Genomic DNA, 22,796 nt, shown 5'->3' on the forward strand with positions numbered 1-22,796 from the left:
TTTGGTGTTCACCAGTGATCGCGATAGACGAATGCGATTGGGTAGGACGTATCTTTAAAGGCGTGGGTGATTGTTCGACGTGAATAAAGGCCGACATTAAGAGAAGTCGTAGGCTTGTGATCTAGATCAGTTTATCGAGCAGGAACTCTTTAAACCAAGGTGGCTGTACGTCAGATTTGATTTCAATCAGCTCCCCGTCTGTGATCTCTGCAACCTGTGTCAGTCCTTCGCTACCTTCGTCGGAGTTATCAAAGATATAGGCTCTGTTCGAGGTGAGGATTGCATCCGATAGGAGCGCCAGAGACCTCCAATAACGCTTTCGTATCTTTTCAGGAGGAACGTTGTGCCCACCCTGTGATACGCGATAGGCAACCCTGGCGACATTGATTTCCGGGTCGGCTGTTGCAACGTAATAGACGTAAACCCTGTACCCGGATCTCTGGGCTTCGTAGAGCAAATCGACTTTATCTGATGAGGACATGACGGTTTCGAACGTAAAACTGATTTTCTCTTTGATCAGAGAGCGCCGTATGAAGTCGGAAAGAGCGGAGGCTACATAGGAGTCGATCTGAGTATCCGAGAAGCTGAGCCTGTCACCTTCAATCGTAATCGAATCCATTTTTGCCAATGACTCTGGAGCTTTTTTCAGCAGGGCGTGGTTGCGGAAAAAATCGAAAATGTCATTTTTGTGAGATTCGATGCGATAGGTGGTGAAATCAAAATAACCAGTGTCTTTGATTGCACGCTCTATATCATCCGGGTTTATGTAATTTCCCAATAGATGCGCAGGAACCAGCCGATTAAAGGTGCTTTTTCCTGAGCCATTTGGTCCGGCGAATATACGTACCCTCGGTGTGCTCAAGAAACGACCTGTTTAGGCAGTTTGCTGATTTGCAGGCGAGTCCCGCTTTTCAGGTTTCCATAGGTGCCGATCGAGCGCAGTGCAACCGAAGATTTTTCTGTAACTTCAAACAATTGACCATCTTTGGCGACAAGCACAGCAGCCCCATTGGCAAGCGCCATTTTGTAGGCGTTGTTGAACGCTTTCAGGGCAATGTCCGGAATATAAGACTCCTGCACGGCAATCTGACTGTCCGTCATTGGGCGCTTTTCTGCTTTGCGTGACATGGAAGGCTCCGAAAAAACATTCTGAGGTGACGCTGCTGTCAACAGGAGATATAGCACACTTGAAAGGCCCAGGTTAAGCGCTGCGAGCAGCGCCAACGGGAGACTATCAATGCTTTGCAGGGTTCTGGAGCCCAATCATGTGTGTGAATCTTTCATTGAGTCTTGGGCCTTCCAGTGAGAGGCGCGTAATGAGCGTGTTAACTTCCTTGTGTGGATCCTTTTCTGCTCGCCGCCAATGTCACTGCATAACCGATCAATGCCGCAAACACTGAACCTGTGAGAATGCCCATCCGGTCCATCCCGGCGTATTCACTGGCGCCCGGCACGAAGGCGAGGGAGCCGACAAACAGGCTCATGGTGAAACCGATCCCGCAGAGGATCGCCACGCCCAGCACCTGGCCCCAATTGGCGCCTTGGGGCAGGGCGGCGATGCCGGTCTTGACGGCGAGCCAGGTCAGGCCGAACACGCCGATGGTCTTGCCCAGCAGCAGGCCGACGGCGATGCCCATCGGTACGTGGTGGGTGAAGCTTTCGGCGGTCACGCCGGTCAACGACAGGCCGGCGTTGGCGAAGGCGAACAGCGGCAGAATGCCGTAGGCGACCCACGGGTGCAGCGCGTGTTCGAGGGCCAGCAGTGGCGAAGGCTCGGCGTTTTTGGTGCGAAGCGGGATGCAGAACGCCAGGGTCACGCCGGCCAGCGTCGCGTGGACGCCGCTCTTGAGCACGCAGACCCAGAGGATCAGACCAATGATCATGTACGGCCCGAGCTTGACCACGCCGAGCCGGTTCATCGCCACCAGCGCCGCGATGCACGCCGCCGCGAGGCCCAGCGACAGGGTCGAGAGCTCGCCGGAATAGAAGATCGCGATAATCACGATGGCACCGAGGTCATCGATGATCGCCAATGTCATCAGGAACAGCTTCAGCGACACCGGTACGCGCTTGCCGAGCAAGGCCAGTACGCCGAGGGCGAAGGCGATGTCGGTGGCGGTCGGAATCGCCCAGCCGTCGAGGGCGGCGGGGTTGTCACGATTGAGGAACCAGTAGATCAGCGCCGGCACCAGCATGCCGCCGATGGCCGCCGCACCGGGCAGGACGATCTGCGACGGTTTCGACAACTGGCCGTCGAGCACTTCGCGCTTCACTTCCAGGCCGATCAGCAGGAAAAACAGCGCCATCAGGCCGTCGTTGATCCACAGCAGCAGTGGCTTGGCGATCTTCAACGCGCCGATCTGCGCCACCACCGGGGTATCGAGCAGGCCGCTGTACAACCACGACAGCGGCGAGTTGTTGATGATTAGAGCCAGGATGGCCGCGGCGATCAGTAACAGACCGCTGGCAGCTTCCAACTGAAAGAAACGCGTGAAAGTGCTACGCAGAGGCAAGGTCGCTCTCCATCGATAAAGTCAAAAGGTGGCACACCCTAACCCGTACCGTTAGTTGTTAAAACAAAAGTTATATTCTTTTTTGTTATATGCGGTTACAGAGCGCCAAGCCGACATGCAGCAGAGCCTAGCAGTTGCCCGAGGGATTGAAGCTCAGCTGTATCTGTCGGTGCCGCAGGTTTTTTCCTAAGCTTGAGGGCTGAGCCTGTGAAGGCACTTCTGCCCGATTCAACGAGAACGACAGCCATGAGCGACAACCGACAGTGGGCCCGCGAAGCCATCCGGATCATCGAAGCGGACTTCCAGCGCAGCGCCGACACCCACCTGATCCCCTTGCCGCTGCCGGGGTTCCCGGGCATCGAGTTGTACTTCAAGGATGAGTCCAGCCATCCGACCGGCAGCCTCAAGCATCGGCTCGCCCGTTCGCTGTTTCTCTATGCGTTGTGTAACGGCTGGCTCAAACCCGGCGCGCCGGTGATCGAGGCGTCCAGCGGATCGACGGCGATTTCCGAAGCGTATTTTGCGCGGATGCTCGGGCTGCCGTTCATTGCGGTGATGCCGGCGACCACTTCCAAGGAGAAGATCGCGCAGATCGCGTTCTACGGTGGCCAGAGTCATCTGGTGGACGATCCGACCCAGATTTACGCCGAGTCCGAACGCCTGGCCCGCGAGCTCGACGGTCACTTCATCGACCAGTTCACCTACGCCGAGCGCGCCACCGACTGGCGGGCGAACAACAACATCGCCGAGTCGATCTTCCAGCAGATGCGTTACGAGCAGCACCCGTGCCCGGCCTGGCTGATTTCCAGCCCCGGCACCGGCGGCACCACCGCGACCCTCGGTCGTTACGTGCGCTATCGCCAGCACTGCACCCGCGTGCTGTGTGCCGATGCCGAGCGTTCGGTGTTCTTCGACTTTTACCAGACCGGCGACGCGAGTTTGCGTCTGGACCACGGTTCACGCATCGAAGGCATCGGCCGGCCGCGGGTGGAGGCGTCTTTCCTGCCCAAGGTGATCGATGCGATGGTCAAGGTGCCGGATGCCATGTCGCTGGCGGCCATGCATTACCTGGCGCAGCGTCTGGGCCGCCATGTGGGCGGTTCGAGCGGGACCAACCTGATCGGCGCGCTGATGGCGGCCCAGCAGATGAAAGTGGCGGGGGAGTCGGGCTCGATCGTGGCGATCCTGTGCGATGGCGGCGAGCGCTACGCGGACACGTATTACGATCAGGCGTGGCTCAAGGCGCAGGGCTATGAGCTGGATGGATTGATAGCGGCCGTAGCGGCGAGTGCCGAGCAGGGTAAGGCGCTGCCGGCCTCGGTTCTACGCGCCAATATTTGATACACCCGGAACCTAATGTGGGAGCGGGCTTGCTCGCGAATGCTTTGGATCAGTCAACATAATTGTTGAATGTAACACCGCATTCGCGAGCAAGCCCGCTCCCACAATTTTGCGGTGTCAGGCCTCTAGACCGAGAATGTCACGCGCCACGGCTTCTGCGATGCGAATACCATCGACACCCGCCGACAGAATCCCGCCCGCATAACCCGCGCCTTCACCGGCCGGGAACAGACCTTTGACGTTCATGCTCTGCAGCGTCTCGTTACGCGTGATGCGCAGCGGCGAAGAGGTGCGGGTCTCGATGCCGGTCAGCACCGCATCGTGCAGCGAATAACCGCGAATCTGCTTCTCGAACGCCGGCAGTGCTTCGCGGATCGCTTCGATGGCGAAGTCCGGCAAGGCCAGGGCCAGATCGCCCAGTGCCACGCCCGGTTTGTACGACGGCTCGACTTCGCCCAGTTCGGTCGAAGGAATGTCGTTGATGAAGTCGCCGACCAGTTGCGCCGGCGCCTTGTAGTCGCTGCCGCCGAGGATGAAGGCGTGGGACTCCAGACGTTCCTGCAACTCGATCCCCGCCAGCGGGCCGCCCGGATAATCGACTTCCGGGGTGATGCCGACGACGATGCCGGAGTTGGCGTTGCGCTCGTTACGCGAGTACTGGCTCATGCCGTTGGTGACCACGCGGTTCGGCTCGGAGGTCGCCGCCACCACGGTGCCGCCCGGGCACATGCAGAAGCTGTAGACCGAACGGCCGTTCTTGGCGTGGTGCACCAGTTTGTAGTCGGCGGCTCCCAACTTGGGGTGGCCGGCGTACTTGCCCAGACGCGCACGGTCGATCAGCGATTGCGGGTGCTCGATCCGGAAGCCCACCGAGAACGGCTTGGCTTCCATGAACACGCCACGGCTGTGGAGCATGCGGAAGGTGTCGCGGGCACTGTGGCCGAGGGCCAGGACCACGTGTTTGGAATGCAGGGTTTCGCCGCTGGCCAGCTCGACGCCGACCAGTTGACCGTCTTCGATCAGCACGTCGGTGACGCGCTCCTGGAAGCGTACTTCACCGCCCAGTGCACGGATCTCTTCACGCATGGTCTCGACCATGCCGGTCAGACGGAACGTACCGATGTGCGGTTTGCTGACGTAGAGGATTTCTTCCGGCGCGCCGGCCTTCACGAATTCGTGCAGCACCTTGCGGCCGAGGAATTTCGGGTCCTTGATCTGGCTGTACAGCTTGCCGTCGGAGAACGTGCCCGCGCCGCCTTCGCCGAACTGCACGTTGGACTCAGGGTTGAGCACGCTTTTGCGCCACAGGCCCCAGGTGTCCTTGGTGCGCTGGCGCACTTCGGTGCCGCGCTCGAGGATGATCGGCTTGAAGCCCATCTGTGCCAGCAACAGGCCGGCGAAGATCCCGCACGGGCCGAAACCGACCACGATCGGGCGCTGGCTCAGGTCGCTGGGCGCCTGGCCGACGAATTTGTAGCTGACATCCGGCGCCACGTTGACGTTACGGTCGTCGGCGAACTTGCCCAGCACTTTGGCCTCGTCGCGCACTTCGAGGTCGATGGTGTAGATGAAGCACAGTTCGGAGGACTTTTTGCGCGCATCGTAGCTGCGCTTGAACAAGGTGAAATCGAGCAGGTCATCGCTGGCAATGCCCAGGCGTTGCACGATGGCAGCGCGCAGGTCTTCGTCGGGATGGTCGATCGGCAGCTTGAGTTCGGTGATTCGTAACATGACAGGATCCGGTTCGCGGGGCGCACAACTGCGCCAGGGCGTTTGAAGGCGGCGATTATAAGCCGCATCGGCCGGATCCCGTGAGGGTAAAACGATCAGTCGTTACGCGAACCGCCGAAATACCCGCAACCGCGCTGCACCTTGCCGTCGATACGCAGCTCGGCGCTCATGTGCTGCACGCTGCCGGTGCTGCTGTCGACACAGCGCTGCGGCGCCACCCACAGCTCGATGCGCTGGTTGTTGGCTTCGCTGCTGAGATTGAAACGACCGTCGCCCAGTTGCTCTTCGACATAGGGCACGGCGAGCGGTGGCTGGCCTTCGCGGTCGATGACCAGACCCTTGCCGCTGACCTTGACGTTCCATTCCGGGCCATGGCCGGCGGCGCGCAGGATCAGCTGTTTGAAGTTGGGGTCGTCGCAGGCGGTGCCGGAGCGTTCGACGCGATAAAGCTGGGTCAGGTCGAGGCGGTCGCCGGCGATCTTCCCGCGCACGTCGGCGAACAGCTTGCCCTGCTGATCGGCCAGGGTGGCGGCCTCTTGCAGGACGCTGGTGCCGCCGATGTCGTTGACCACGTATTGACGCTGCTCGCCGCAGGCCTGGAACACCAGTTTGCCGTCGGCAGCGGTCAGTTGCCCCTGCATCCGCGTCTGGCCGACGTGGGAGGCGCTTTCCCGCGCGCCATCGAACAACTGGCACGCGGCAAACAACGGGAGCAGGGCAACAACGATCAGGGAACGGGCAACACGCATCTTTGGCTCTCCAGACAAGTGTCGCCACGTTACGCAGGCTGACCGTTCATCACAAGGGTTTAGCCCACGTGAAATGTCTGACCTGTCTGCAAGCCTTCGACACTTTTGGCGTAGGCCAATGCCACATCCGCCGCAGGAACCGGCTTGTAGCCACGGAAGTACGGGGCGTAGCTGCCCATGGCTTCGACCAGCACGGTCGGGCTGATCGAGTTCACGCGCAGGCCGCGTGGCAGCTCGATGGCGGCGGCTCGAACGAAGCTGTCGAGCGCGCCGTTGACCAGTGCAGCCGAGGCGCCGCTGCGGATCGGATCGTGGCTGAGCACGCCGGTGGTGAAGGTGAACGACGCGCCGTCGTTGGCGAATTCGCGGCCGATCAGCAGCAGATTGACCTGGCCCATCAACTTGTCTTTCAGGCCGAGGGCGAAGCTGTCTTCGGTCATTTCACCCAGTGGGGCGAAGGTCACGTTGCCGGCGGCGCAGACCAGCGCGTCGAACTTGCCGGTCTGTTCGAACAGCTTGCGGATCGATGCGCTGTCGCTGATATCCACCTGGAAATCGCCGCTGCTGCGACCGATACGAATGACTTCATGACGCTGCGACAGCTCTTTGTCCACGGCCGAACCGATGGTGCCGCCCGCGCCGATCAACAGAATTTTCATCGTGATTGCCTCAAGTGATTGAACGAGGTTTCAGTCTAGAGTGGTTTTTTCTGCGGATAAGCGCACTAATGGGCAACCTTTGGTTTTCAAATGGAAACAATCCATGAGCGAGATGGATGATTTGGCGGCGTTCGCGGTCTTGATCGAAGCCGGCAGTTTTACCCTGGCGGCGCAACAATTGGGCTGCAGCAAGGGGCAGTTGTCCAAGCGCATCAGCCAGCTGGAGGCACGGTTTTCCATGGTGTTGCTGCAACGCACGACGCGTCGGTTGAGCCTGACGGCGGCCGGTGCGGCGTTGTTGCCACAGGCTCAGGCGCTTGTAGTCCAGGTTGAAAGAGCGCGTCAGGCATTGGCGCGATTGAAGGACGACATGGCCGGCCCGGTGCGTATGACGGTTCCGGTGTCGCTGGGGGAAACGTTCTTCGATGGACTGCTGCTGGAATTTTCCCGGAAATACCCCGAAGTGCAGATCGAACTGGAGCTGAACAACAGCTACCGCGACCTGTCCCGCGACGGCTTCGATCTGGCGATCCGCACTGAAGTGGCCAATGACGAGCGACTGGTGGCCAAGCCGCTGCTGGCCTGGCAGGAAATGACCTGTGCCAGCCCTGAATATCTGGAGCGCTTTGGCGAACCGCTGACGCCGCAGGCGCTGGCCGAGCACCGTTGCCTGCTCAACAGTCATTACAGCGGCCGCGAGGAATGGCTCTATCACCAACAGCACGAACTGCTGCGGGTGCGGGTGTCGGGACCGTTCGCCAGCAATCACTACAACCTGTTGAAGAAAGCCGCACTGGCCGGCGCCGGGATCGCTCGCTTGCCTTCCTATCTGTTGCAGACGGAATTGGCTGACGGCCGATTGCGCTGGCTCCTGCGCGATTTTCAGACCCGGCGCATGCCGATGTACTTGGTGCATCCGTATCAGGGCGGGTTACCGAAACGCACCCAAGTGCTGGCGGATTATCTGATCGGCTGGTTCAAGCTCAGCGGCGAGGCGCTGGACCGGTTGTAGTGCCGGGCGATCAGGTGATCGATCGACAGTTTGCCCGGCCCGGTCGCCATCAGGTACAGCAGCACCGCCATCCAGGTGCCGTGGGTCGGGTAGGCATCCGGGTACACGAACAGCTGAATGGTCAGGGTCATGCCCAGCAATGCCAACGCCGAAAAGCGCGTGGCGAAGCCGATGAGGATCAGGATCGGGAAAAAGTGTTCGGCGAACGCGGCCAGATGCGCGGCGATTTCCGGCGACAGCAGCGGCACGTGGTACTCGCTCTTGAACAGCGGAATCGTCGAGTCGGCAAGACGCGGCCAGCCGAACTCGAAGGTGCCATCGATCAGGTCGACGGCCAGCCCTTCGACCTTGGTCTGCCCGGATTTCCAGAACACCGCCGCGATGGAAAAACGCGCAATGAAAGCGATCAGGCTGTGAGGGATTTTTTCCAGCAGCGCGATGGCGCGGGCAACGAGACAGTTCATGACGACACCTTTGGGTGGAAATGAGTGATGACGTGGCGACTGATCAGCAGGGCGAGGGTCTGGCTGAGGTCGAAGGCCTCTGCGGATTCCAGCGCCTGCGTGAGTGACTGGCCGGCCTTGAGCTGGCGAATGAACTGGCTGGCGCCGCGATCCACGGCGAACACCTCGACTTCCAGTCCATTGCGCAGGATCAACGCGTGTTGGGCGTGATGCAGATTGATCCCAGCCAGCGTCGCGTCGTGCTGATGCGCGGCCCAGATGTCCACTACGGCGAAGCTTGAATCGAGCAGATGCAGCGAAGGGTGCAGGCCGATGCGCAGTTCATTCAGCGCATCGGCATCTGCAAACACAGCAGCGATCCGGTCCTGACTCAGGGGCAACGCATCGGCAGCGTGATAGGCCAACGTGCGCAAGCGTTCCAGTCGCGCGACATCGGCCAGATAGGGGACGCTCGTGGCAGGTTCGAAGCCGCTGATGAAGTCCGCCAGTTCATTGCCGAAGTCACTCATCAACGGACTGTGTGGCGGATGGCTTTGCACGAAAATTCCGGCCATCGCCCGGAAGAATTCGTCACCCACCAACTGCATCACCACGGGATAACTGTCGGCCAATGCGTTGATCAACGAGCTCTGAACATTGTTGCGGTACACCGCGAAACGGCTGGCCGGATCGGCGCCGTTGGCACTGCACAAACCGTCGGGGCAGGGCAGGTCGATATCGAGCAACGCCGCGCTGAACGCAGCTTGAGTGCTCACGGCCGACCTCCCGCGCAGTGCAACAGCTCATCGGCCTGCTGCGCTTCCGCCAACAGCACGTCGAAGGCCGGCACCTGATTGTCCCGTTCGATCAACGTTGCCACCGGGCCGACGCGTTCCAGCGCTTGCCGGTACAACGACCAGACCGCTTGATCGATTGGCGCGCCGTGATCGTCGATCAGCAAGCGATCACCGAGGCTGTCGGAATCTTCGGCAAACCCGGCCAGATGAATCTCGCCCACCGCGTGCAGCGGCAGTGCGTAGAGATAAGTCAGGGGATCGCGCTGATGGTTGATGCACGAGACGTAGACATTGTTCACGTCCAGCAACAGACCGCAGCCAGTGCGCCGGATGACTTCACGGATAAAGTCCGCTTCGTCCATGGTCGAGCGCTGGAACGCCAGATAGGTCGCCGGGTTTTCCAGCAGCATCGGACGCTTGAGGGTGTTTTGCACCTGATCGATGTGGTCGCAGACGCGGTTCAGCGTCGGCGTGTCGTACGCCAGGGGCAACAAGTCATTGAGAAACACCGGGCCATGGCTCGACCAGGCCAGGTGTTCGGAAAAGGAGTGGGGTTGATAGCGCTCGATCAGCGCCGCCAGGCGTTTGAGGTGCTGGACATCCAGCGGGTTTTCGGCACCGATGGACAGCCCGACGCCATGCAGCGACAGCGGATACGCGTCGCGAATCAAGCCCAGAAAATGATGAAACGGGCCGCCGGCCACCATGTAGTTTTCAGCGTGGACTTCGAAGAAACCGATGTCCGGACGTGAATCGAGCACTTCGCTGAAGTGCTCGCTCTTGAGCCCCAGCCCGGCACGGGACGGGAGCCCGGTGAGGGCTGCCCGAGTGCGGCGCAAGGCATGGTCGCAGGATGTGATCATGATCGACACTCGGGCGGCTCCCGGATCAGGACTTGGCTTTGAACGCTTCGAGCTGACCGAAACCGGTCGGCGAGGTTTTGCTTTCGGTGGTGGCGCAGGTGCCTTTCGGAACCAGTTTCCAGGCGTTGGCCTGATGATCCATTTTCGCGGTGCCGGCACAGGTGGTGCCCGCGCCTGCGGCGCAATCGTTCTTGCCTTTCATGGCCACGCCGAAGCATTTTTCCATGTTGTCGTCAGCGGCGTGGGCGGTGGAGACGGCAGCGATGCTCAGAGCAGAACCGAGGGCCAGAACCAGGGCGGTGGCGGACAGGGTGCGGGTGGTAGCAGTCATGATGTTTCTCCGGTTTGAACTTGGGTTTGAACAAGCGATTGCGCTTGCTTGCCCCACTAGAGAAACGACTCGGCGATGCGTTACAGCGATCAATAAAGTTTTTTTGCCGGGCACAAAAAAACGGCCCAGAGGCCGTTTTTTGTTTGAAGCGATCCATCAACCGCCGAGGTATGCCTCGCGCACTTTCGGGTCGGTCAGCAGCGCTTCGCCGGTGCCTTGCATCACCACCCGGCCGTTCTCAAGAACGTACGCACGGTCAGCGATTTTCAGCGCCTGGTTGGCGTTCTGCTCGACCAGGAACACCGTCACACCGTCCTTGCGCAGCTGTTCGATGATGTCGAAGATCTGCTGGATGATGATCGGCGCCAGGCCCAGCGACGGTTCGTCGAGCAACAGCAGTTTCGGCTTGCTCATCAGCGCACGGCCGATGGCGAGCATTTGCTGTTCGCCGCCGGACATGGTGCCGCCGCGCTGGTTGAAGCGTTCTTTGAGGCGTGGGAAAAGTCCGAGGACCTTGTCCATCTGTTCCTGATAGTCGCCCTTGTCGGTGAAGAATCCGCCCATGGACAGGTTTTCTTCGACGGTCAGACGGGCAAACACCCGACGACCTTCCGGTACCACGGCGATGCTCTTGCGCATGATCTGCGACGAGTCCTGGCCGACCAGTTCCTCACCCATGTAGCGGATGCTGCCGCTGTGGGCCTGCGGCGAACCGCAGAGCGTCATCAGCAGCGTGGACTTGCCGGCACCGTTGGCGCCGATCAGGGTCACGATCTCGCCTTGGCGGACTTCGACGTTGACGCTGTGCAGGGCCTGGATCTTGCCGTAGAAGGTGGAAACGTTTTCGAACTGCAGCATTTACGCTTCCCCCAGGTAGGCTTTGATCACTTCAGGATTGTCGCGGATCTGTTCCGGCGTGCCGTCGGCCAGAGGCGTGCCCTGGTTGATCACGACGATGTGGTCGGAAATGCTCATGACCAGTTTCATGTCGTGTTCGATCAGCAGCACGGTCACGTTGTGCTCTTCACGCAGCACGCTGATCAGCGCCTTGAGGTCTTCGGTTTCCTTCGGGTTCAGGCCGGCGGCCGGTTCGTCGAGCATGAGGATCCGCGGACGGGTCATCATGCAGCGGGCGATTTCCAGGCGACGTTGCTGACCGTAGGCCAGGGTGCCGGCAGGGCGGTTGGCGAACTCTTTCAGGTTGACCTTTTCCAGCCAGTACTCGGCGAACTCCATGGCCTCGCGCTCGCTCTTGCGAAACGCCGGGGTCTTGAACAGGCCGGACAGGAAATTGGTGTTCAGGTGACGGTGCTGGGCGATCAACAGGTTCTCGACCGCCGTCATGTCCTTGAACAACCGCACGTTCTGGAAGGTGCGCACCACGCCTTTGAGGGCGATCTTGTGGCCCGGCAGGCCGTGAATCGGCTCGCCGTCCAGCAGGATGCTGCCGCCCGATGGCTGGTAGAAACCGGTCAGGCAGTTGAACACGGTGGTCTTGCCCGCGCCGTTCGGCCCGATCAGTGCCACCACCTGTTTTTCCTTCACGGTCAGGGCCACCCCGTTGACCGCCAGCAGGCCGCCGAAGCGCATGCTCAGATTTTCGACTTTCAGGATCTCGCGGCTCATTTGCGCAGCTCCATGTGAGGACGTTGCATGGGCAGCAGACCTTGAGGTCGCCAGATCATCATCAGCACCATCAGGGCGCCGAACATCAACATGCGGTACTCACTGAACTCACGCATCATTTCCGGCAGCAGGATCATCACTACGGCCGCGAGAATCACGCCCAGCTGCGAGCCCATGCCACCCAGCACCACGATGGCGAGGATGATCGCCGACTCGATGAAGGTGAACGACTCCGGCGTCACCAGACCCTGACGGGCGGCGAAGAAGCTGCCGGCGAAACCGGCAAATGCCGCGCCGAGGGTAAACGCCGAGAGCTTGATCACGGTCGGGTTGAGGCCCAGCGCACGGCAGGCAATTTCGTCTTCACGCAGCGCTTCCCACGCACGGCCGATCGGCATGCGCAGCAGGCGGTTGATCACGAACAGCGCCGCCAGTGCCAGCAACAGAGCAACCAGGTAGAGGAAGATCACCTTGTTGATCGAGTTGTACTGCAGGCCGAAATACTCGTGGAAGGTTTGCATCCCTTCTGCGGCTTTACGTTCGAAGGTCAGGCCGAAGAACGTCGGTTTCTCGATGTTGCTGATGCCGTTCGGGCCGCCGGTGATGTCGGTCAGGTTACGCAGGAACAGGCGGATGATTTCCCCGAAGCCCAGGGTCACGATCGCCAGGTAGTCGCCGCGCAGACGCAACACCGGGAAGCCGAGCAGGAAGCCGAACGTCGCCGCCATCAGGCCGGCAATCGGCAGGCAGATCCAGAAGCTCAGGCCGTAGTAGTGCGACAGCAGCGCGTAGCTGTAGGCGCCGACGGCGTAGAAGCCGACGTAACCCAGGTCGAGCAGACCGGCCAGACCGACCACGATGTTCAGCCCCAGGCCGAGCATCACGTAGATCAGGATCAGCGTCGCGATGTCCACCGCGCCACGGGAGCCGAAGAACGGCCACACCAGCGCACCGATGATCAGCGCGATGATGAAGTAGCGTTGGGTGGTCGGCAGGGTCAGGAAGTTGCTGGCCTTGGCCGGAATCAGCGGCATGCCTGGCGACGAGCGCCACGCCTTGCTGATCTGCTGGTTGAACAGCACCCGCAGGAACATCAGCACCGAGCAGACGGCGATGGTCGCCAGAATGGCCGGGCTGGTGTTGTGCACTTCCAGGTTGATGCCGACGATGGTCAGTTTCAGACCCAGTACCGGATAGGCCACGGCCCAGACCAGCAAGGCACTGAACAGCGCCTGTTTAAGATTCCTAGTCATACTTTCTCAACCTCCGGACGGCCCAGAATGCCGGTCGGACGGAACAACAGCACCAGAACCAACAAGCCGAAAGCCACGACGTCCTTGTACTGGTCGCCGAAGATATCGGCGCCAAAGGCTTCCGCCACCCCGAGCACCAGCCCGCCGAGCATCGCGCCGGGGATGCTGCCGATCCCGCCCAGTACCGCGGCGGTGAAGGCCTTGAGGCCGACGAGGAAACCGGCGTTCGGGTTGATCACGCCGTATTGCATGCTCAGCAGCACGGCCGCGACGGCCGCCAGCGCAGCACCGATGACGAAGGTCAGGGCGATGATGTTGTTGGTGTTGATGCCCAGCAGGTTGGCCATCTTGATGTCTTCGGCGCAGGCGCGGCAGGCGCGGCCCAGGCGAGAGCGGGAGATGAACAGCGTGAGGCCGAGCATGGCGATCAGGGTCACCACGAACACCACGATTTGCATGTAGGAAATCAGCACTTCATGTGCGCCACCCGGGCCGAAGGCGAAGTTGCCCGGAATCAGGTTGGGGATTGCTTTGTCCTTGGAGTCTTGCGCCAGCAGAACCGTGTTCTGCAGGAAGATCGACATACCGATCGCGGAAATCAGCGGGATCAGACGGTTGCTGCCGCGCAACGGGCGGTAGGCAATGCGCTCGATGCTGTAACCGTAGGAACTGGTGACGACGATGCTGGCGATGAACGCCACGGTCATCAACAGCGGGACGCTTTCGAGTCCCATCATGGTCAGCCCGGCGATGGCGATGAACGCCACGTAGGAACCGATCATGTACACCTCGCCGTGGGCGAAGTTGATCATTCCAATGATGCCGTAGACCATCGTGTAGCCGATGGCGATCAGGGCATACATGCTGCCAACGTTCAAGCCGTTAACCAGCTGTTGGAAGAAGTGATAGATGTCAGGCATTACAGCGCTCCTAAAAACCTGATACGCATTTCACTGGTGGAGTCATTTTCCCGCCCGGTCCCGTGGATCTTTATCCACTTCGAATCCGGGTTTTGCCAGCGAACCGCTGATGACGGTTTTGAGATTTTCAGGTGGGGAGACTGGCGGATCACGCCAGCGCGGCCCAATACATTCGTAAAACAAAGCCCACGGCACGCCGTGGGCTTTATTGGCAGTCAGTCAGGCAGGGCCTTACTGAGGCGACACTTCGGTTTTAGGTTTGCCGTTGTGCCACTCGTAAACCACGAATTTGAAGTCCTTCAGGTCGCCCTTGGCGTCGTAGCTCAGGTCGCCGGTCGGGGTCTTGAAGGTGCCGGCGTGGATGGCTTCAGCCACCTTGGCAGGGTCTTCGGACTTGGCTGCGGTGATACCTTGGGCAATCAGTTCAACCGCCGAGTAGGCCGGGAACACGAACGGACCGCTCGGGTCTTCTTTCTTGGCCTTGAATGCATCGGCCAGGGCCACGTTGGCCGGATCCTGGTCGAAGGATTTCGGCAGGGTCACCAGCAGGCCTTCGGACGCGTCCTTGGCGATCTGGGTGATCGAGTCGTTACCCACGCCTTCCGGACCCATGAACTTGGCTTTCAGGCCTTTTTCCTGGGCTTGACGCAGGATCAGACCCAGCTCCGGGTGGTAGCCGCCGTAGTAGACGAAGTCGACGTTGGCTTGCTTGAGCTTGGCGATGATCGCGGAGAAGTCCTTGTCGCCGGCGTTGATGCCTTCGAACACGGCAACCTTGGTGCCTTTCTTCTCGAGGGTGGATTTGACGGCGGTGGCGATGCCTTCACCGTACTGCTGCTTGTCGTGCAGCACGCCGACGATTTTCGGCTTCACGTGATCGGCGATGTAGTTACCGGCGGCAGGGCCCTGGGCGCTGTCCAGACCGATGGTGCGGAAGACCATTTTGTAACCACGGTTGGTGATGTCCGGGCTGGTGGCAGCCGGGGTGATCATGATCACACCTTCGTCTTCGTAGATGTCCGAAGCAGGCTGGGTGGAGCTGGAGCACAGGTGACCGACCACGAACTTGACGCCGTCGTTGACGACCTTGTTCGCAACCGCTACCGCTTGTTTAGGATCGCAAGCGTCATCGTATTCAACGGCTTCAAGCTTCTTGCCGTCGACGCCGCCTTTGGCGTTGATCTGCTCGATGGCCATTTTCGCGCCACTGAACTGCATGTCGCCGTACTGGGCTACTGGACCGGTTTTAGGGCCGGCGATACCGATCTTGATGGTGTCAGCTGCGAACGAATGGCTGGCAACCCCGGCCAGAACCATAGCGGCAAACAGTTTGGAAATCTGCTTAGTAGCCTTAGTCATAGTGCTCCACTCTTACTGTTGTATTTTTTTAGAGTCCTGACGCCGTAGCAGCAGAACCGGGACAGATATCTAGGCGATACCCTCCGGAAAAGCCCCCGGCAACTGTACCGGTACAGTGTAGAGCGCCGGTTGTTGGCCTGGGAAGCTGGCGCCAGGGGGCAAAACCTGAGGGTGTCGCTTAAATGAAAGAAAAAGACAGAATTGCGGCGGGACGTTCAGAGGGCTTATACCCCAATCATCAGCATTCCTTGGCGTTCCTGCTCTTTTCGTTCGGTACGGCCTTTTGCAACCGGGTTTTTCTGCCGGACCACCGACGTTATCATTCGCGCCGATTTCTTTTCCGGACAGTCCCATGAATCAAGAACCTAGCACCCTCTATGCCAAGCTGCTTGGTGAAACCGCATCTATTACCTGGAAAGAGCTGGAGCGCTTCTACGCCCAGGGTGCCCTATTGTGGGTCGACGCCGGCCTGGATTTGATCGCGGTCGCCGAGGCCGTGGCGTCGGATCAGGGCGAGAAAGTCGCTGCCTGGCTGGCCGAAGAGAAGGTCGCCAAGCTGTCTGAAACGCGGGCGCTGGATATTTTTGAGCGTGATCCAGAGATGTGGGCGGTGGTGGTCCGGCCGTGGATCCTGGTCCAGGAAAGGGCAGCAGCCTGACGGGTTGCACCTTGTTGGTGCGAGTGCCGGCCGGCAAAAAGTGTGTAGCGGAGTAGCGTGATGGCCGATTGCCGTAGAGAAATGCCACAAGCGTGGGTGGCATAACGGTGACGTAAACGTAACGGGCACAGTTTAGTAAGCAGCCTAACGGCTGCTTAATTGTTTCGGGATGTTGGGAAGGCTGAATAAACCGGGAATTTGAGCGCCTTATCGCGAGCAGGCTCGCTCCCACAGGAAATGCATTCCATTGTGGGAGCGAGCCTGCTCGCGATGGGGGCGCCTCGGTCTGGTGTCAGACCGAGTAAGACTTGCCAGTATGGTTATTCAGCGAGATGACCTTGGTCTTGCCGATCCGGTGACGGTAGATCTCGCGCAGGTACTTGATCGACTTCTTCACGCAATCGCGCGACAGGCGAATGTCGTTGATCGAGACAAACTTATCTTTGTCGTTGATCAGCTCGCGGTACTTCTTCTCGTACATCGGCTTGATCGCGTACCAGTTGGTATCGAGGATCTTCGCCGGGTTCTCGAATTCGTTGAGCAGGTCGTCGATGCGGTCTTCGTCGAATTCTTCGTTGATGATGAAGTCGAGGATCGAGTTGTCCAGGGTCTCGTCGAAACGGTACGGGGTCTTGGCGAAGCAACGCTTGATGAACGCCACGATCAGCGTCAGGAAGTCGTCCGACAGGCACGGGCTCTTGGCGATCAGGGTGGTCAGCGACAGGTTGGCCGAGGCGCCGATCACCAGCGCATAGCGCTTGAGCGTGGTGTTGGGGAACAGGCTGTTGAGGTGGGTCTTCAACCGGTTCAGGTCCATGTACGACAGCTTGTAGTCTTTTGGCAGCGAAACGATCGAGACCACCGACGAGCAGTTCTTGAAGAAGTGCAGGTCATGCAGCGCGGCCGCGTCGTAGCCGGAGTTCTTGTACTGCTCCAGCGACGCGCGATAGCGCTTGGACTCGATCGGCAGCAGGCTGATGCCTTCGATGGCCTGGGTCACCTTGTTGAAGTGCGGCAGGTCGATCGAACGGAAGAACAGGTCGTCGATGTTCAGGCGCTGCGGCTCTTTGTCGAACACCTTGAACTTGTCGCTGCTCGGCGGCGGGGTTTCCGGCACCACGGATTCGGCGTAGGCAATCGCCACCGGGCCGGCCAGACTCATGAACAGGTCGTTGGCGTCCAGGCGAATGGTCTCGCCGATGTCGATGCCGGCGCGACGGAAATAGTTCTGGTCGTAGTCGGTCGTGACCGCCTGGGCCGTCAGAATGTTGAAGATCTGCTGCGAGATGTACTGGTTGGCGTGCTTTTCCATCGCATTGACATCAATGTTCTGGATGTTGCCGTCATCGCTCTCTTCGGCGTAACGCATGATGTCGTTGGAGATCAGCATCATCGCGTTCCATGGGCGGATACGGCCCATGACGCTGGCTTCGCTGCTGTCTTCGTTGGCGAAGTTGTACGAGAAATCCCATTCTTCCGAGAGGTATTTGCACAGCAGGCGACCGGCGTTGATGTGCAGCGCCTCGGACATTTCGCTGCGGTGGTCGGAAATGTTCGGCAGCACGCAGATGCCGCTGGTGAAGATCGGTTCGAACACGAACGAATGACCGCTCTTGCCGTCATGTTCGTCCATCGGCTTGGTGTCGAACGTCTTGTTCATGTACGAGTGCTGCTGGGCCAGACCGAATTCCGAAGCCATGCCCGAACCGGTACCGCCGCCGGCACTGAAGATCGAGAAATACAGCCGCGACTGGTTGGCCTTGATGCCGCAGCTGTCGATCAGGTACGAGTGGATCATTTTCCAGTCAGGGCTGGAGAAACGCTGGGTGTCCTTGTTGAGGATGATCTTCGCCAGGTACTGGCCGAGGATCGGCGCGTTACCGGCGCCACCGGCGTGGACTTCGGACAAGTCCATGATCTTCATCTTGCTGTAGTCGCGCAGGAAACCGCTTTTTTCGCCCTTGCGCGAGAAACGGATGCGTCCGGCGATGTCCTTGTCGAGGTCGCCGAGCATCACCAGCGGTTCCACCAGGAACACCGGTTTGCTGCCCTTGTTCGGTCCGATCCGCAGGTTGGTCTTGATCCACTGGGCCGGGCTGTAGCCCTTGTCGGCCAGGCGACGATCGCTCGATGGACGATCCTCGTTGTTGAATTCGTTGAGGTAGAACTTGCGCGCGTTGTACACCAATTCCGCCACGTCGAGGGCGATGTTGGAGCCACAGCGACCGAGGCCGATCAGGCACACCGACGGGAATTCCTGGTCGTTGTGCTGTTCGTTGTCGCCTTCCAGGTGCGGCGGGCGCGGGAACACCAGGTCACGCAGGCCATCGAGGTTGTCGAGGATGCGGTCGGTATTGGTTTCGGTGAAGTACAGGTATTGCTGGGTGCCCAGCGGGCGCGAGGGTGGCAATGGCTTCATCGGGGCAGGGCTGTTCGCCGCAGGGCTCAGAGTCAGATCGGATACCGCAGTGGCCGGATTGTTTTTAGAAGTCATTGTGCGCCATATACCTGGACTGGTTGGATCAACGACCGCTGTCGTCGAGCCTCACGGAATGGGAATCTCGCGTCTTTTTTCTGCGCGTGTTTTGCCCGTGCGTCAGGGACTTTGCCTGAGTGTCGCGCGGGGGAATCCTTTCCTGATCGATGATGAATCGGCCATTATTCGGCGATCTTTAATCAAAAGGAGGCTAAATGATGTCAACGCGACCTTCGTTGGGGTTTGCCGGAATCGGCCTGATGGGCCTGCCGATGTGCCGCCGCTTGCTGGCCGCCGGTTATCCGCTGACCGTGTGGAACCGCAACCCGGCCAAGTGCGCGCCGCTGGTCGAGGCCGGCGCCCGGCAGGTGGCGAGCCCCGCTGAACTCTGTGGACAGGCTGATGTGGTGATGCTGTGCCTGGCGGACACGGCGGTGGTGCGCGAGGTGGTGTTCGGCCCGGCCGGCGTGGCCGAAGGGGCGAAACCCGGTCAGTTGCTGGTGGATTTTTCCAGCCTCGAACCGACGGCTACCCGTGAGATGGCAGCCGAACTGGCCGGCAAGACAGGCATGGCCTGGCTGGATTCGCCGGTGTCCGGCGGGGTGGTCGGGGCCGAGGCCGGCAGCCTGGCGATCATGGTCGGCGGTGATGCAGCGGATCTTGATCGCGTGCGACCGGTATTGCTCGAACTCGGGCAGCGCGTCACACACATGGGCGGCGTCGGCGCCGGTCAGGTGACCAAGGCCTGCAATCAGATGATCGTCGCCTGCAATGCCTTGGTGATCGCCGAAGTGGTGGCGCTGGCCGAGCAGGCCGGGGTCGATGCCAGCCTGATCGCCGAGGCCTTGGCCGGTGGTTTCGCTGATTCCAAACCGTTGCAGATCCTCGCTCCGCAAATGGCCGAAAGCCGTTTCGAGCCGGTGAAGTGGCACGTGCGCACGCTGCTCAAGGATCTGGATACCGCGGTGAAGTTTTCCCGGGAAACCGGCTCGGCCACGCCGATCAGCGGATTGGCCGCACAACTGATGCGCCTGCATGGGGCACAAGGCTTTTTGCAGAAGGATCCAGCGACACTGGTGCAAATGTACCGCGCGCCAGACTCAGCGGATTGACCGTGTGCGCGTGTTTGCGCTGGTTGATTTCCTCCAGCACCGGGCGCAGTTCCGCCAGTGGCACCGGGCGGCTGAGCAGGTAACCCTGAATGAAGTCGCAGCCCGAGCGCTCCAGGAATTCGTATTGCTCCAGGCTTTCAACGCCTTCGGTAACCACCTGCAAGTGCAGGGTGTGCGCCATGACGATGATCGCCTGGACGATCTCCATGTCGGCGGTGGCCTTGGGAATATCGAGGATGAACGAGCGGTCGACTTTCAGGGTGTTGAGCGGCAGGCGCTTGAGATAGGCCAGCGACGAATAACCGGTGCCGAAGTCGTCGATCGACAGTGACACGCCGAGGGCGCGGATCTGTCGCAACAACACCAGGGTGTTGGCGATGTTGCCCATCAAGGCGTTTTCGGTGACTTCCAGTTCCAGCCGTTCCGGGGCGACCCCGGCGCTGCGCAGGGCATGCTCGATTTCATTGGCCAGTTCTTCCCGGGCCAGATTCAGCGGTGAGCAGTTCCAGGCAATCTTCAGTTCTTCACAGCCATGGCGCGACAGCTCGCCGAGGTCTTCACAGGCTTTGCGCAGGACCCAGTTGTCGAGTTCGGCAATCAGGCCGTTGTTTTCGGCGATGGCAATGAACCGGTCCGGGGTGAGCAGGCCGTGCACCGGGTGCTGCCAGCGGATCAGCGCTTCGAGCTTGGTGACCTTGCCGGTCTTGAGTTCGAAGATCGGCTGGTAATACAGCAGCAGACCGTTCTCCTGACGCAGGGCGTGGCGCAGTTCTTCCTCCAGTTGCAGTTCGAGGCTGGCGCGGTTCTTCAGGTTGGAATCGAAGAAGTGCACGCCGTTGCGTCCTGCACCCTTGGATTGGTACAGCGCCAGATCCGCGTGCTTGAGCAGTTCATCGCAAGTGGAGCCGTCCTCGGGAAACAGGCTGATGCCGATGCTGGTGGTCATCACCATGCGCCGTCCGGCCAGTTCGATCGGCTCCTTCATCTTGACCATGATGCGCTGGGCCAGGTTGCGCGCTTCTTCGCGGTCGCGCAGGCCGATGAGGATGCAGAACTCGTCGCCGCCGAACCGCGCGACCACGTCTTCATGGCTGCGCACCGAGCCTTTGATGTGCTGGGCGATGACCTTGAGCAGTTCGTCACCGGCGTCATGGCCGAGGCTGTCGTTGATGCGTTTGAAGTGGTCGATGTCGAGAAACATCACCGCCAGCATGCCGCCTTCGCTGGATTTCTGGCTGAGTTTTTCAGCGAAGATCTGATTGAAGCCGCGCCGGTTGATCAGGTTGGTCAGGGCGTCGTAGTTGGCCACGTGCTGCAGCGACATGCGCGCCTGATCGAGCTGGCTTAGCAGGGCGTTGACCCGACGCAGATCGTGCTCCTTGTTCTGCAGCTTCTTGTCGGCCAATGCGGCGCTGATGGCGCTGCCGAGAATCAGCAGCGTGATCAGCGCGACGGTGAGGCCCAACTGCAAGTGACCGGTTTGCGACGCCAATGTCGGCAATTGCCCCTCGGGCAGCACCAGTTGCAGCGCCGCCATGCCGGTGAAATGCATGCTGAGGATGCCGGCGCCGAGAATCAGCGCGGCCAGGTATTTGAGCAGCTGGATGTGCAGGCCGCTGCCTTCGCGCAAGTAACCGGCCACCCACAGCGCGGCGAAGCTGGCGCCGATGGCGATAACAATCGATGACACGAACAGGATGGGCTCGTAGTAAGCCGTGGCGGCGGATTCGATGGCGGCCATGCCGACGTAGTGCATGCCGGCGATGCCCAGGCCGATGACGATGGCGGTCTTGAGGTATTGCAGCAGACTCGGCTGCGGATGGCTGAGGGTGTGCATGGCCAGCCAGGACGCCAGTAACGCGATCACCAGGGAAAACAGGGTCACGGGCAGGTCGTACTGGATGTCGATCGGCGCCTGGAACGCCAGCATGCTGATGAAGTGCATGGCCCAGATACCGCCGGCCAGGCAGGTTGCGCCGATCCAGCGCCACAGTCGTTGCGAGCCGGGTTCTTCAGCGTGGACGACCCGTTCGGCCATGTCGAGGGTAGCGAAACTCGCGGCGCAGGCGACCAGATAAGCCACCAGCACCAACAGGGGATTGTGAGTGCAATTGAGGATGACCTGCCCGCTCTCCGGCTGCTCGGCAACAAACTGCAACCCAAGCCACTCCATAGCATGCCCCGTCTCTGAGTACGTCCTTACTGCGTCATCAACGCAGGCGAATGTTTGCAGTATAGAGGCGGTTTTTGGCGTGCAAGCGGTAGTGGCACATTGGCGCTAATGATTTTGGCATGAGCGTCATAGCGTTTGGCGCTAAGCGTTGAAACGCCTGAACTCAGGCGACTTCGTTCCAGTGCGGTTGCAGCGGCGGCAGGCCGAAACGTGCCCGCGCCTTGTCGCAGTCGGTGTTCTGTTCGCCGTTTTCCCACGACGCCTCGAACTCGCGGCAGGGGCTGGAACGCTTGTCGTAGATCGTGCAAGCCACCGACTTTCCGACTTCGCCCTCCAACGCAGTGCAGCGCGGCGCCTTGCGGTCGGTGCCGATCATCGCGACACGGCTGGGCGTGATCTGGGTGACCAGTTCATCGGGTACGGTCCCGCCGGAGGATGCGCATTCACCCCAGAAAAAAGAAACACGAAAATGGGAACAGCAGGCACCGCAATTCAGACACGGACTGACTTCGGACATGGGCGGGGGTATCAAAGGGATTGATCGGCAGGATCCGGACGGATCCGGCGGCCATTCTAGGCTTTGCCACGGCGTTGGGAAGGGGGGCGAGAAAGTATTTTTTCATTGCCGGATTTTTCCGCAAAACCCCCGGTTTTAGGGGGATTCGAAGCATTTCAAGGGCTTACGTTTCGTTACACGGCCATGGCCCGTCATCAGGCTGACGAATGATCACAGACAGCCCCGACGAGCGTGACTAGATTGCAGGTTCCGGGCTCGGATGC

At 60.2% G+C, this 22,796-nt stretch carries 22 protein-coding genes; 4 read left to right on the plus strand and 18 right to left on the minus strand.

Features of this window, described 5'->3' with window-relative positions; translation table 11 throughout:
- Positions 1 to 121: 121 nt before the first annotated feature.
- From ABTV87_RS06335 to nhaA, 3 genes are all read right to left on the minus strand, one after another.
- Positions 122 to 862 carry a zeta toxin family protein gene (locus ABTV87_RS06335; RefSeq protein WP_085605360.1) on the minus strand — a complete coding sequence of 247 codons (741 nt, stop codon included), beginning with the start codon at positions 860 to 862 and terminating at the stop codon, positions 122 to 124.
- On the minus strand, positions 859 to 1,128 hold the full coding sequence (locus ABTV87_RS06340) for a hypothetical protein (RefSeq protein WP_085605362.1): 270 nt from the start codon (positions 1,126 to 1,128) through the stop codon (positions 859 to 861). The genes ABTV87_RS06335 and ABTV87_RS06340 overlap by 4 nt, the downstream gene beginning before the upstream one ends.
- Before the next feature lie 197 nt (positions 1,129 to 1,325).
- The gene (gene nhaA / locus ABTV87_RS06345; protein WP_433899142.1) at positions 1,326 to 2,513 is read right to left on the minus strand and encodes a Na+/H+ antiporter NhaA; all 1,188 of its coding nucleotides are present in this window, start codon (positions 2,511 to 2,513) and stop codon (positions 1,326 to 1,328) included.
- A 246-nt stretch (positions 2,514 to 2,759) separates the two neighbouring features.
- Here nhaA and ABTV87_RS06350 point away from each other — a divergent pair, with 246 nt between their 5' ends.
- On the plus strand, positions 2,760 to 3,854 hold the full coding sequence (locus ABTV87_RS06350) for a PLP-dependent cysteine synthase family protein (protein ID WP_433899143.1): 1,095 nt from the start codon (positions 2,760 to 2,762) through the stop codon (positions 3,852 to 3,854).
- A gap of 117 nt (positions 3,855 to 3,971) precedes the next feature.
- On the opposite strand, the gene ABTV87_RS06355 is transcribed toward ABTV87_RS06350, so the two are convergent.
- The 3 genes from ABTV87_RS06355 to ABTV87_RS06365 form a co-directional block, all read right to left on the minus strand.
- On the minus strand, positions 3,972 to 5,585 hold the full coding sequence (locus tag ABTV87_RS06355) for an NAD(P)/FAD-dependent oxidoreductase (RefSeq protein WP_085605368.1): 1,614 nt from the start codon (positions 5,583 to 5,585) through the stop codon (positions 3,972 to 3,974).
- 95 nt (positions 5,586 to 5,680) lie between these two features.
- Positions 5,681 to 6,334, minus strand: coding sequence for a COG3650 family protein (locus tag ABTV87_RS06360; RefSeq protein ID WP_085748187.1), 654 nt, complete (start codon positions 6,332 to 6,334; stop codon positions 5,681 to 5,683).
- Positions 6,335 to 6,393: 59 nt separating this feature from the next.
- Positions 6,394 to 6,993: a short chain dehydrogenase gene (locus ABTV87_RS06365; protein ID WP_007959150.1), complete on the minus strand. Its 600-nt coding sequence runs from the start codon at positions 6,991 to 6,993 to the stop codon at positions 6,394 to 6,396.
- Positions 6,994 to 7,096: 103 nt separating this feature from the next.
- Between ABTV87_RS06365 and ABTV87_RS06370 the strand changes: the two genes are divergently transcribed.
- Positions 7,097 to 8,005 (plus strand): LysR family transcriptional regulator, encoded by a 909-nt coding sequence (locus ABTV87_RS06370; protein ID WP_433899144.1) that lies wholly within the window; start codon positions 7,097 to 7,099, stop codon positions 8,003 to 8,005.
- Here the strand turns inward: ABTV87_RS06370 and ABTV87_RS06375 are convergent.
- The 9 genes from ABTV87_RS06375 to ABTV87_RS06415 form a co-directional block, all read right to left on the minus strand.
- Entirely contained in the window at positions 7,954 to 8,469 is a 516-nt protein-coding gene (locus ABTV87_RS06375; protein WP_221532868.1) for a DoxX family protein, read from the minus strand. The two genes, ABTV87_RS06370 and ABTV87_RS06375, sit on opposite strands and share 52 nt — an antisense overlap.
- A complete protein-coding gene (locus tag ABTV87_RS06380; RefSeq protein ID WP_433899145.1) occupies positions 8,466 to 9,224 on the minus strand; it encodes an HvfC/BufC N-terminal domain-containing protein in 759 nt (252 codons plus the stop codon). The genes ABTV87_RS06375 and ABTV87_RS06380 overlap by 4 nt, the downstream gene beginning before the upstream one ends.
- Positions 9,221 to 10,108, minus strand: coding sequence for an MNIO family bufferin maturase (gene bufB / locus ABTV87_RS06385; protein ID WP_433899146.1), 888 nt, complete (start codon positions 10,106 to 10,108; stop codon positions 9,221 to 9,223). The genes ABTV87_RS06380 and bufB overlap by 4 nt, the downstream gene beginning before the upstream one ends.
- Before the next feature lie 25 nt (positions 10,109 to 10,133).
- Positions 10,134 to 10,439: a BufA1 family periplasmic bufferin-type metallophore gene (locus ABTV87_RS06390; RefSeq protein ID WP_007959157.1), complete on the minus strand. Its 306-nt coding sequence runs from the start codon at positions 10,437 to 10,439 to the stop codon at positions 10,134 to 10,136.
- A 156-nt stretch (positions 10,440 to 10,595) separates the two neighbouring features.
- The gene (locus tag ABTV87_RS06395) at positions 10,596 to 11,297 is read right to left on the minus strand and encodes an ABC transporter ATP-binding protein (RefSeq protein WP_003222380.1); all 702 of its coding nucleotides are present in this window, start codon (positions 11,295 to 11,297) and stop codon (positions 10,596 to 10,598) included.
- A complete protein-coding gene (gene livG / locus ABTV87_RS06400; protein WP_007959160.1) occupies positions 11,298 to 12,065 on the minus strand; it encodes a high-affinity branched-chain amino acid ABC transporter ATP-binding protein LivG in 768 nt (255 codons plus the stop codon).
- Positions 12,062 to 13,318, minus strand: coding sequence for a high-affinity branched-chain amino acid ABC transporter permease LivM (locus ABTV87_RS06405; protein WP_433899147.1), 1,257 nt, complete (start codon positions 13,316 to 13,318; stop codon positions 12,062 to 12,064). Before ABTV87_RS06405 ends, livG begins: the two co-directional genes overlap by 4 nt.
- A complete protein-coding gene (gene livH, locus ABTV87_RS06410; RefSeq protein ID WP_007959165.1) occupies positions 13,315 to 14,238 on the minus strand; it encodes a high-affinity branched-chain amino acid ABC transporter permease LivH in 924 nt (307 codons plus the stop codon). Before livH ends, ABTV87_RS06405 begins: the two co-directional genes overlap by 4 nt.
- Before the next feature lie 231 nt (positions 14,239 to 14,469).
- The gene (locus tag ABTV87_RS06415) at positions 14,470 to 15,597 is read right to left on the minus strand and encodes a branched-chain amino acid ABC transporter substrate-binding protein (protein WP_007959167.1); all 1,128 of its coding nucleotides are present in this window, start codon (positions 15,595 to 15,597) and stop codon (positions 14,470 to 14,472) included.
- A 352-nt stretch (positions 15,598 to 15,949) separates the two neighbouring features.
- Between ABTV87_RS06415 and ABTV87_RS06420 the strand changes: the two genes are divergently transcribed.
- Positions 15,950 to 16,255: a DUF2288 domain-containing protein gene (locus ABTV87_RS06420; protein WP_258712982.1), complete on the plus strand. Its 306-nt coding sequence runs from the start codon at positions 15,950 to 15,952 to the stop codon at positions 16,253 to 16,255.
- A 292-nt stretch (positions 16,256 to 16,547) separates the two neighbouring features.
- Here ABTV87_RS06420 and ABTV87_RS06425 read toward each other — a convergent pair whose 3' ends face one another.
- Positions 16,548 to 18,749, minus strand: coding sequence for a hypothetical protein (locus ABTV87_RS06425; protein WP_258712983.1), 2,202 nt, complete (start codon positions 18,747 to 18,749; stop codon positions 16,548 to 16,550).
- Between the two features lie 197 nt (positions 18,750 to 18,946).
- Here ABTV87_RS06425 and ABTV87_RS06430 point away from each other — a divergent pair, with 197 nt between their 5' ends.
- The gene (locus ABTV87_RS06430) at positions 18,947 to 19,843 is read left to right on the plus strand and encodes an NAD(P)-dependent oxidoreductase (RefSeq protein ID WP_258712984.1); all 897 of its coding nucleotides are present in this window, start codon (positions 18,947 to 18,949) and stop codon (positions 19,841 to 19,843) included.
- Here ABTV87_RS06430 and ABTV87_RS06435 read toward each other — a convergent pair.
- Together ABTV87_RS06435 and ABTV87_RS06440 are read right to left on the minus strand one after the other, a co-directional pair.
- Positions 19,734 to 22,016: a putative bifunctional diguanylate cyclase/phosphodiesterase gene (locus tag ABTV87_RS06435; protein ID WP_258712985.1), complete on the minus strand. Its 2,283-nt coding sequence runs from the start codon at positions 22,014 to 22,016 to the stop codon at positions 19,734 to 19,736. The two genes, ABTV87_RS06430 and ABTV87_RS06435, sit on opposite strands and share 110 nt — an antisense overlap.
- 163 nt (positions 22,017 to 22,179) lie before the next feature.
- A complete protein-coding gene (locus ABTV87_RS06440) occupies positions 22,180 to 22,533 on the minus strand; it encodes a YkgJ family cysteine cluster protein (RefSeq protein ID WP_007959180.1) in 354 nt (117 codons plus the stop codon).
- Between the last annotated feature and the right edge of the window lie 263 nt (positions 22,534 to 22,796).

Source organism: Pseudomonas sp. PSE1(2024) (genome assembly GCF_050990555.1).
GTDB classification, from domain to species: domain Bacteria; phylum Pseudomonadota; class Gammaproteobacteria; order Pseudomonadales; family Pseudomonadaceae; genus Aquipseudomonas; species Aquipseudomonas aphyarum.

What these genes read in the sequence shown, in the direction of transcription:
- ABTV87_RS06340 (WP_085605362.1), bottom strand. Translation starts at nt 1,128, where the DNA reads ATGTCACGCAAAGCAGAAAAGCGCCCAATGACGGACAGTCAGATTGCC.
- ABTV87_RS06350 (WP_433899143.1), top strand. Translation starts at nt 2,760, where the DNA reads ATGAGCGACAACCGACAGTGGGCCCGCGAAGCCATCCGGATCATCGAA.
- ABTV87_RS06355 (WP_085605368.1), bottom strand. Translation starts at nt 5,585, where the DNA reads ATGTTACGAATCACCGAACTCAAGCTGCCGATCGACCATCCCGACGAA.
- ABTV87_RS06360 (WP_085748187.1), bottom strand. Translation starts at nt 6,334, where the DNA reads ATGCGTGTTGCCCGTTCCCTGATCGTTGTTGCCCTGCTCCCGTTGTTT.
- ABTV87_RS06365 (WP_007959150.1), bottom strand. Translation starts at nt 6,993, where the DNA reads ATGAAAATTCTGTTGATCGGCGCGGGCGGCACCATCGGTTCGGCCGTG.
- ABTV87_RS06370 (WP_433899144.1), top strand. Translation starts at nt 7,097, where the DNA reads ATGAGCGAGATGGATGATTTGGCGGCGTTCGCGGTCTTGATCGAAGCC.
- ABTV87_RS06375 (WP_221532868.1), bottom strand. Translation starts at nt 8,469, where the DNA reads ATGAACTGTCTCGTTGCCCGCGCCATCGCGCTGCTGGAAAAAATCCCT.
- bufB (WP_433899146.1), bottom strand. Translation starts at nt 10,108, where the DNA reads ATGATCACATCCTGCGACCATGCCTTGCGCCGCACTCGGGCAGCCCTC.
- ABTV87_RS06390 (WP_007959157.1), bottom strand. Translation starts at nt 10,439, where the DNA reads ATGACTGCTACCACCCGCACCCTGTCCGCCACCGCCCTGGTTCTGGCC.
- ABTV87_RS06395 (WP_003222380.1), bottom strand. Translation starts at nt 11,297, where the DNA reads ATGCTGCAGTTCGAAAACGTTTCCACCTTCTACGGCAAGATCCAGGCC.
- livG (WP_007959160.1), bottom strand. Translation starts at nt 12,065, where the DNA reads ATGAGCCGCGAGATCCTGAAAGTCGAAAATCTGAGCATGCGCTTCGGC.
- ABTV87_RS06405 (WP_433899147.1), bottom strand. Translation starts at nt 13,318, where the DNA reads ATGACTAGGAATCTTAAACAGGCGCTGTTCAGTGCCTTGCTGGTCTGG.
- livH (WP_007959165.1), bottom strand. Translation starts at nt 14,238, where the DNA reads ATGCCTGACATCTATCACTTCTTCCAACAGCTGGTTAACGGCTTGAAC.
- ABTV87_RS06415 (WP_007959167.1), bottom strand. Translation starts at nt 15,597, where the DNA reads ATGACTAAGGCTACTAAGCAGATTTCCAAACTGTTTGCCGCTATGGTT.
- ABTV87_RS06420 (WP_258712982.1), top strand. Translation starts at nt 15,950, where the DNA reads ATGAATCAAGAACCTAGCACCCTCTATGCCAAGCTGCTTGGTGAAACC.
- ABTV87_RS06425 (WP_258712983.1), bottom strand. Translation starts at nt 18,749, where the DNA reads ATGACTTCTAAAAACAATCCGGCCACTGCGGTATCCGATCTGACTCTG.
- ABTV87_RS06430 (WP_258712984.1), top strand. Translation starts at nt 18,947, where the DNA reads ATGATGTCAACGCGACCTTCGTTGGGGTTTGCCGGAATCGGCCTGATG.
- ABTV87_RS06435 (WP_258712985.1), bottom strand. Translation starts at nt 22,016, where the DNA reads ATGGAGTGGCTTGGGTTGCAGTTTGTTGCCGAGCAGCCGGAGAGCGGG.
- ABTV87_RS06440 (WP_007959180.1), bottom strand. Translation starts at nt 22,533, where the DNA reads ATGTCCGAAGTCAGTCCGTGTCTGAATTGCGGTGCCTGCTGTTCCCAT.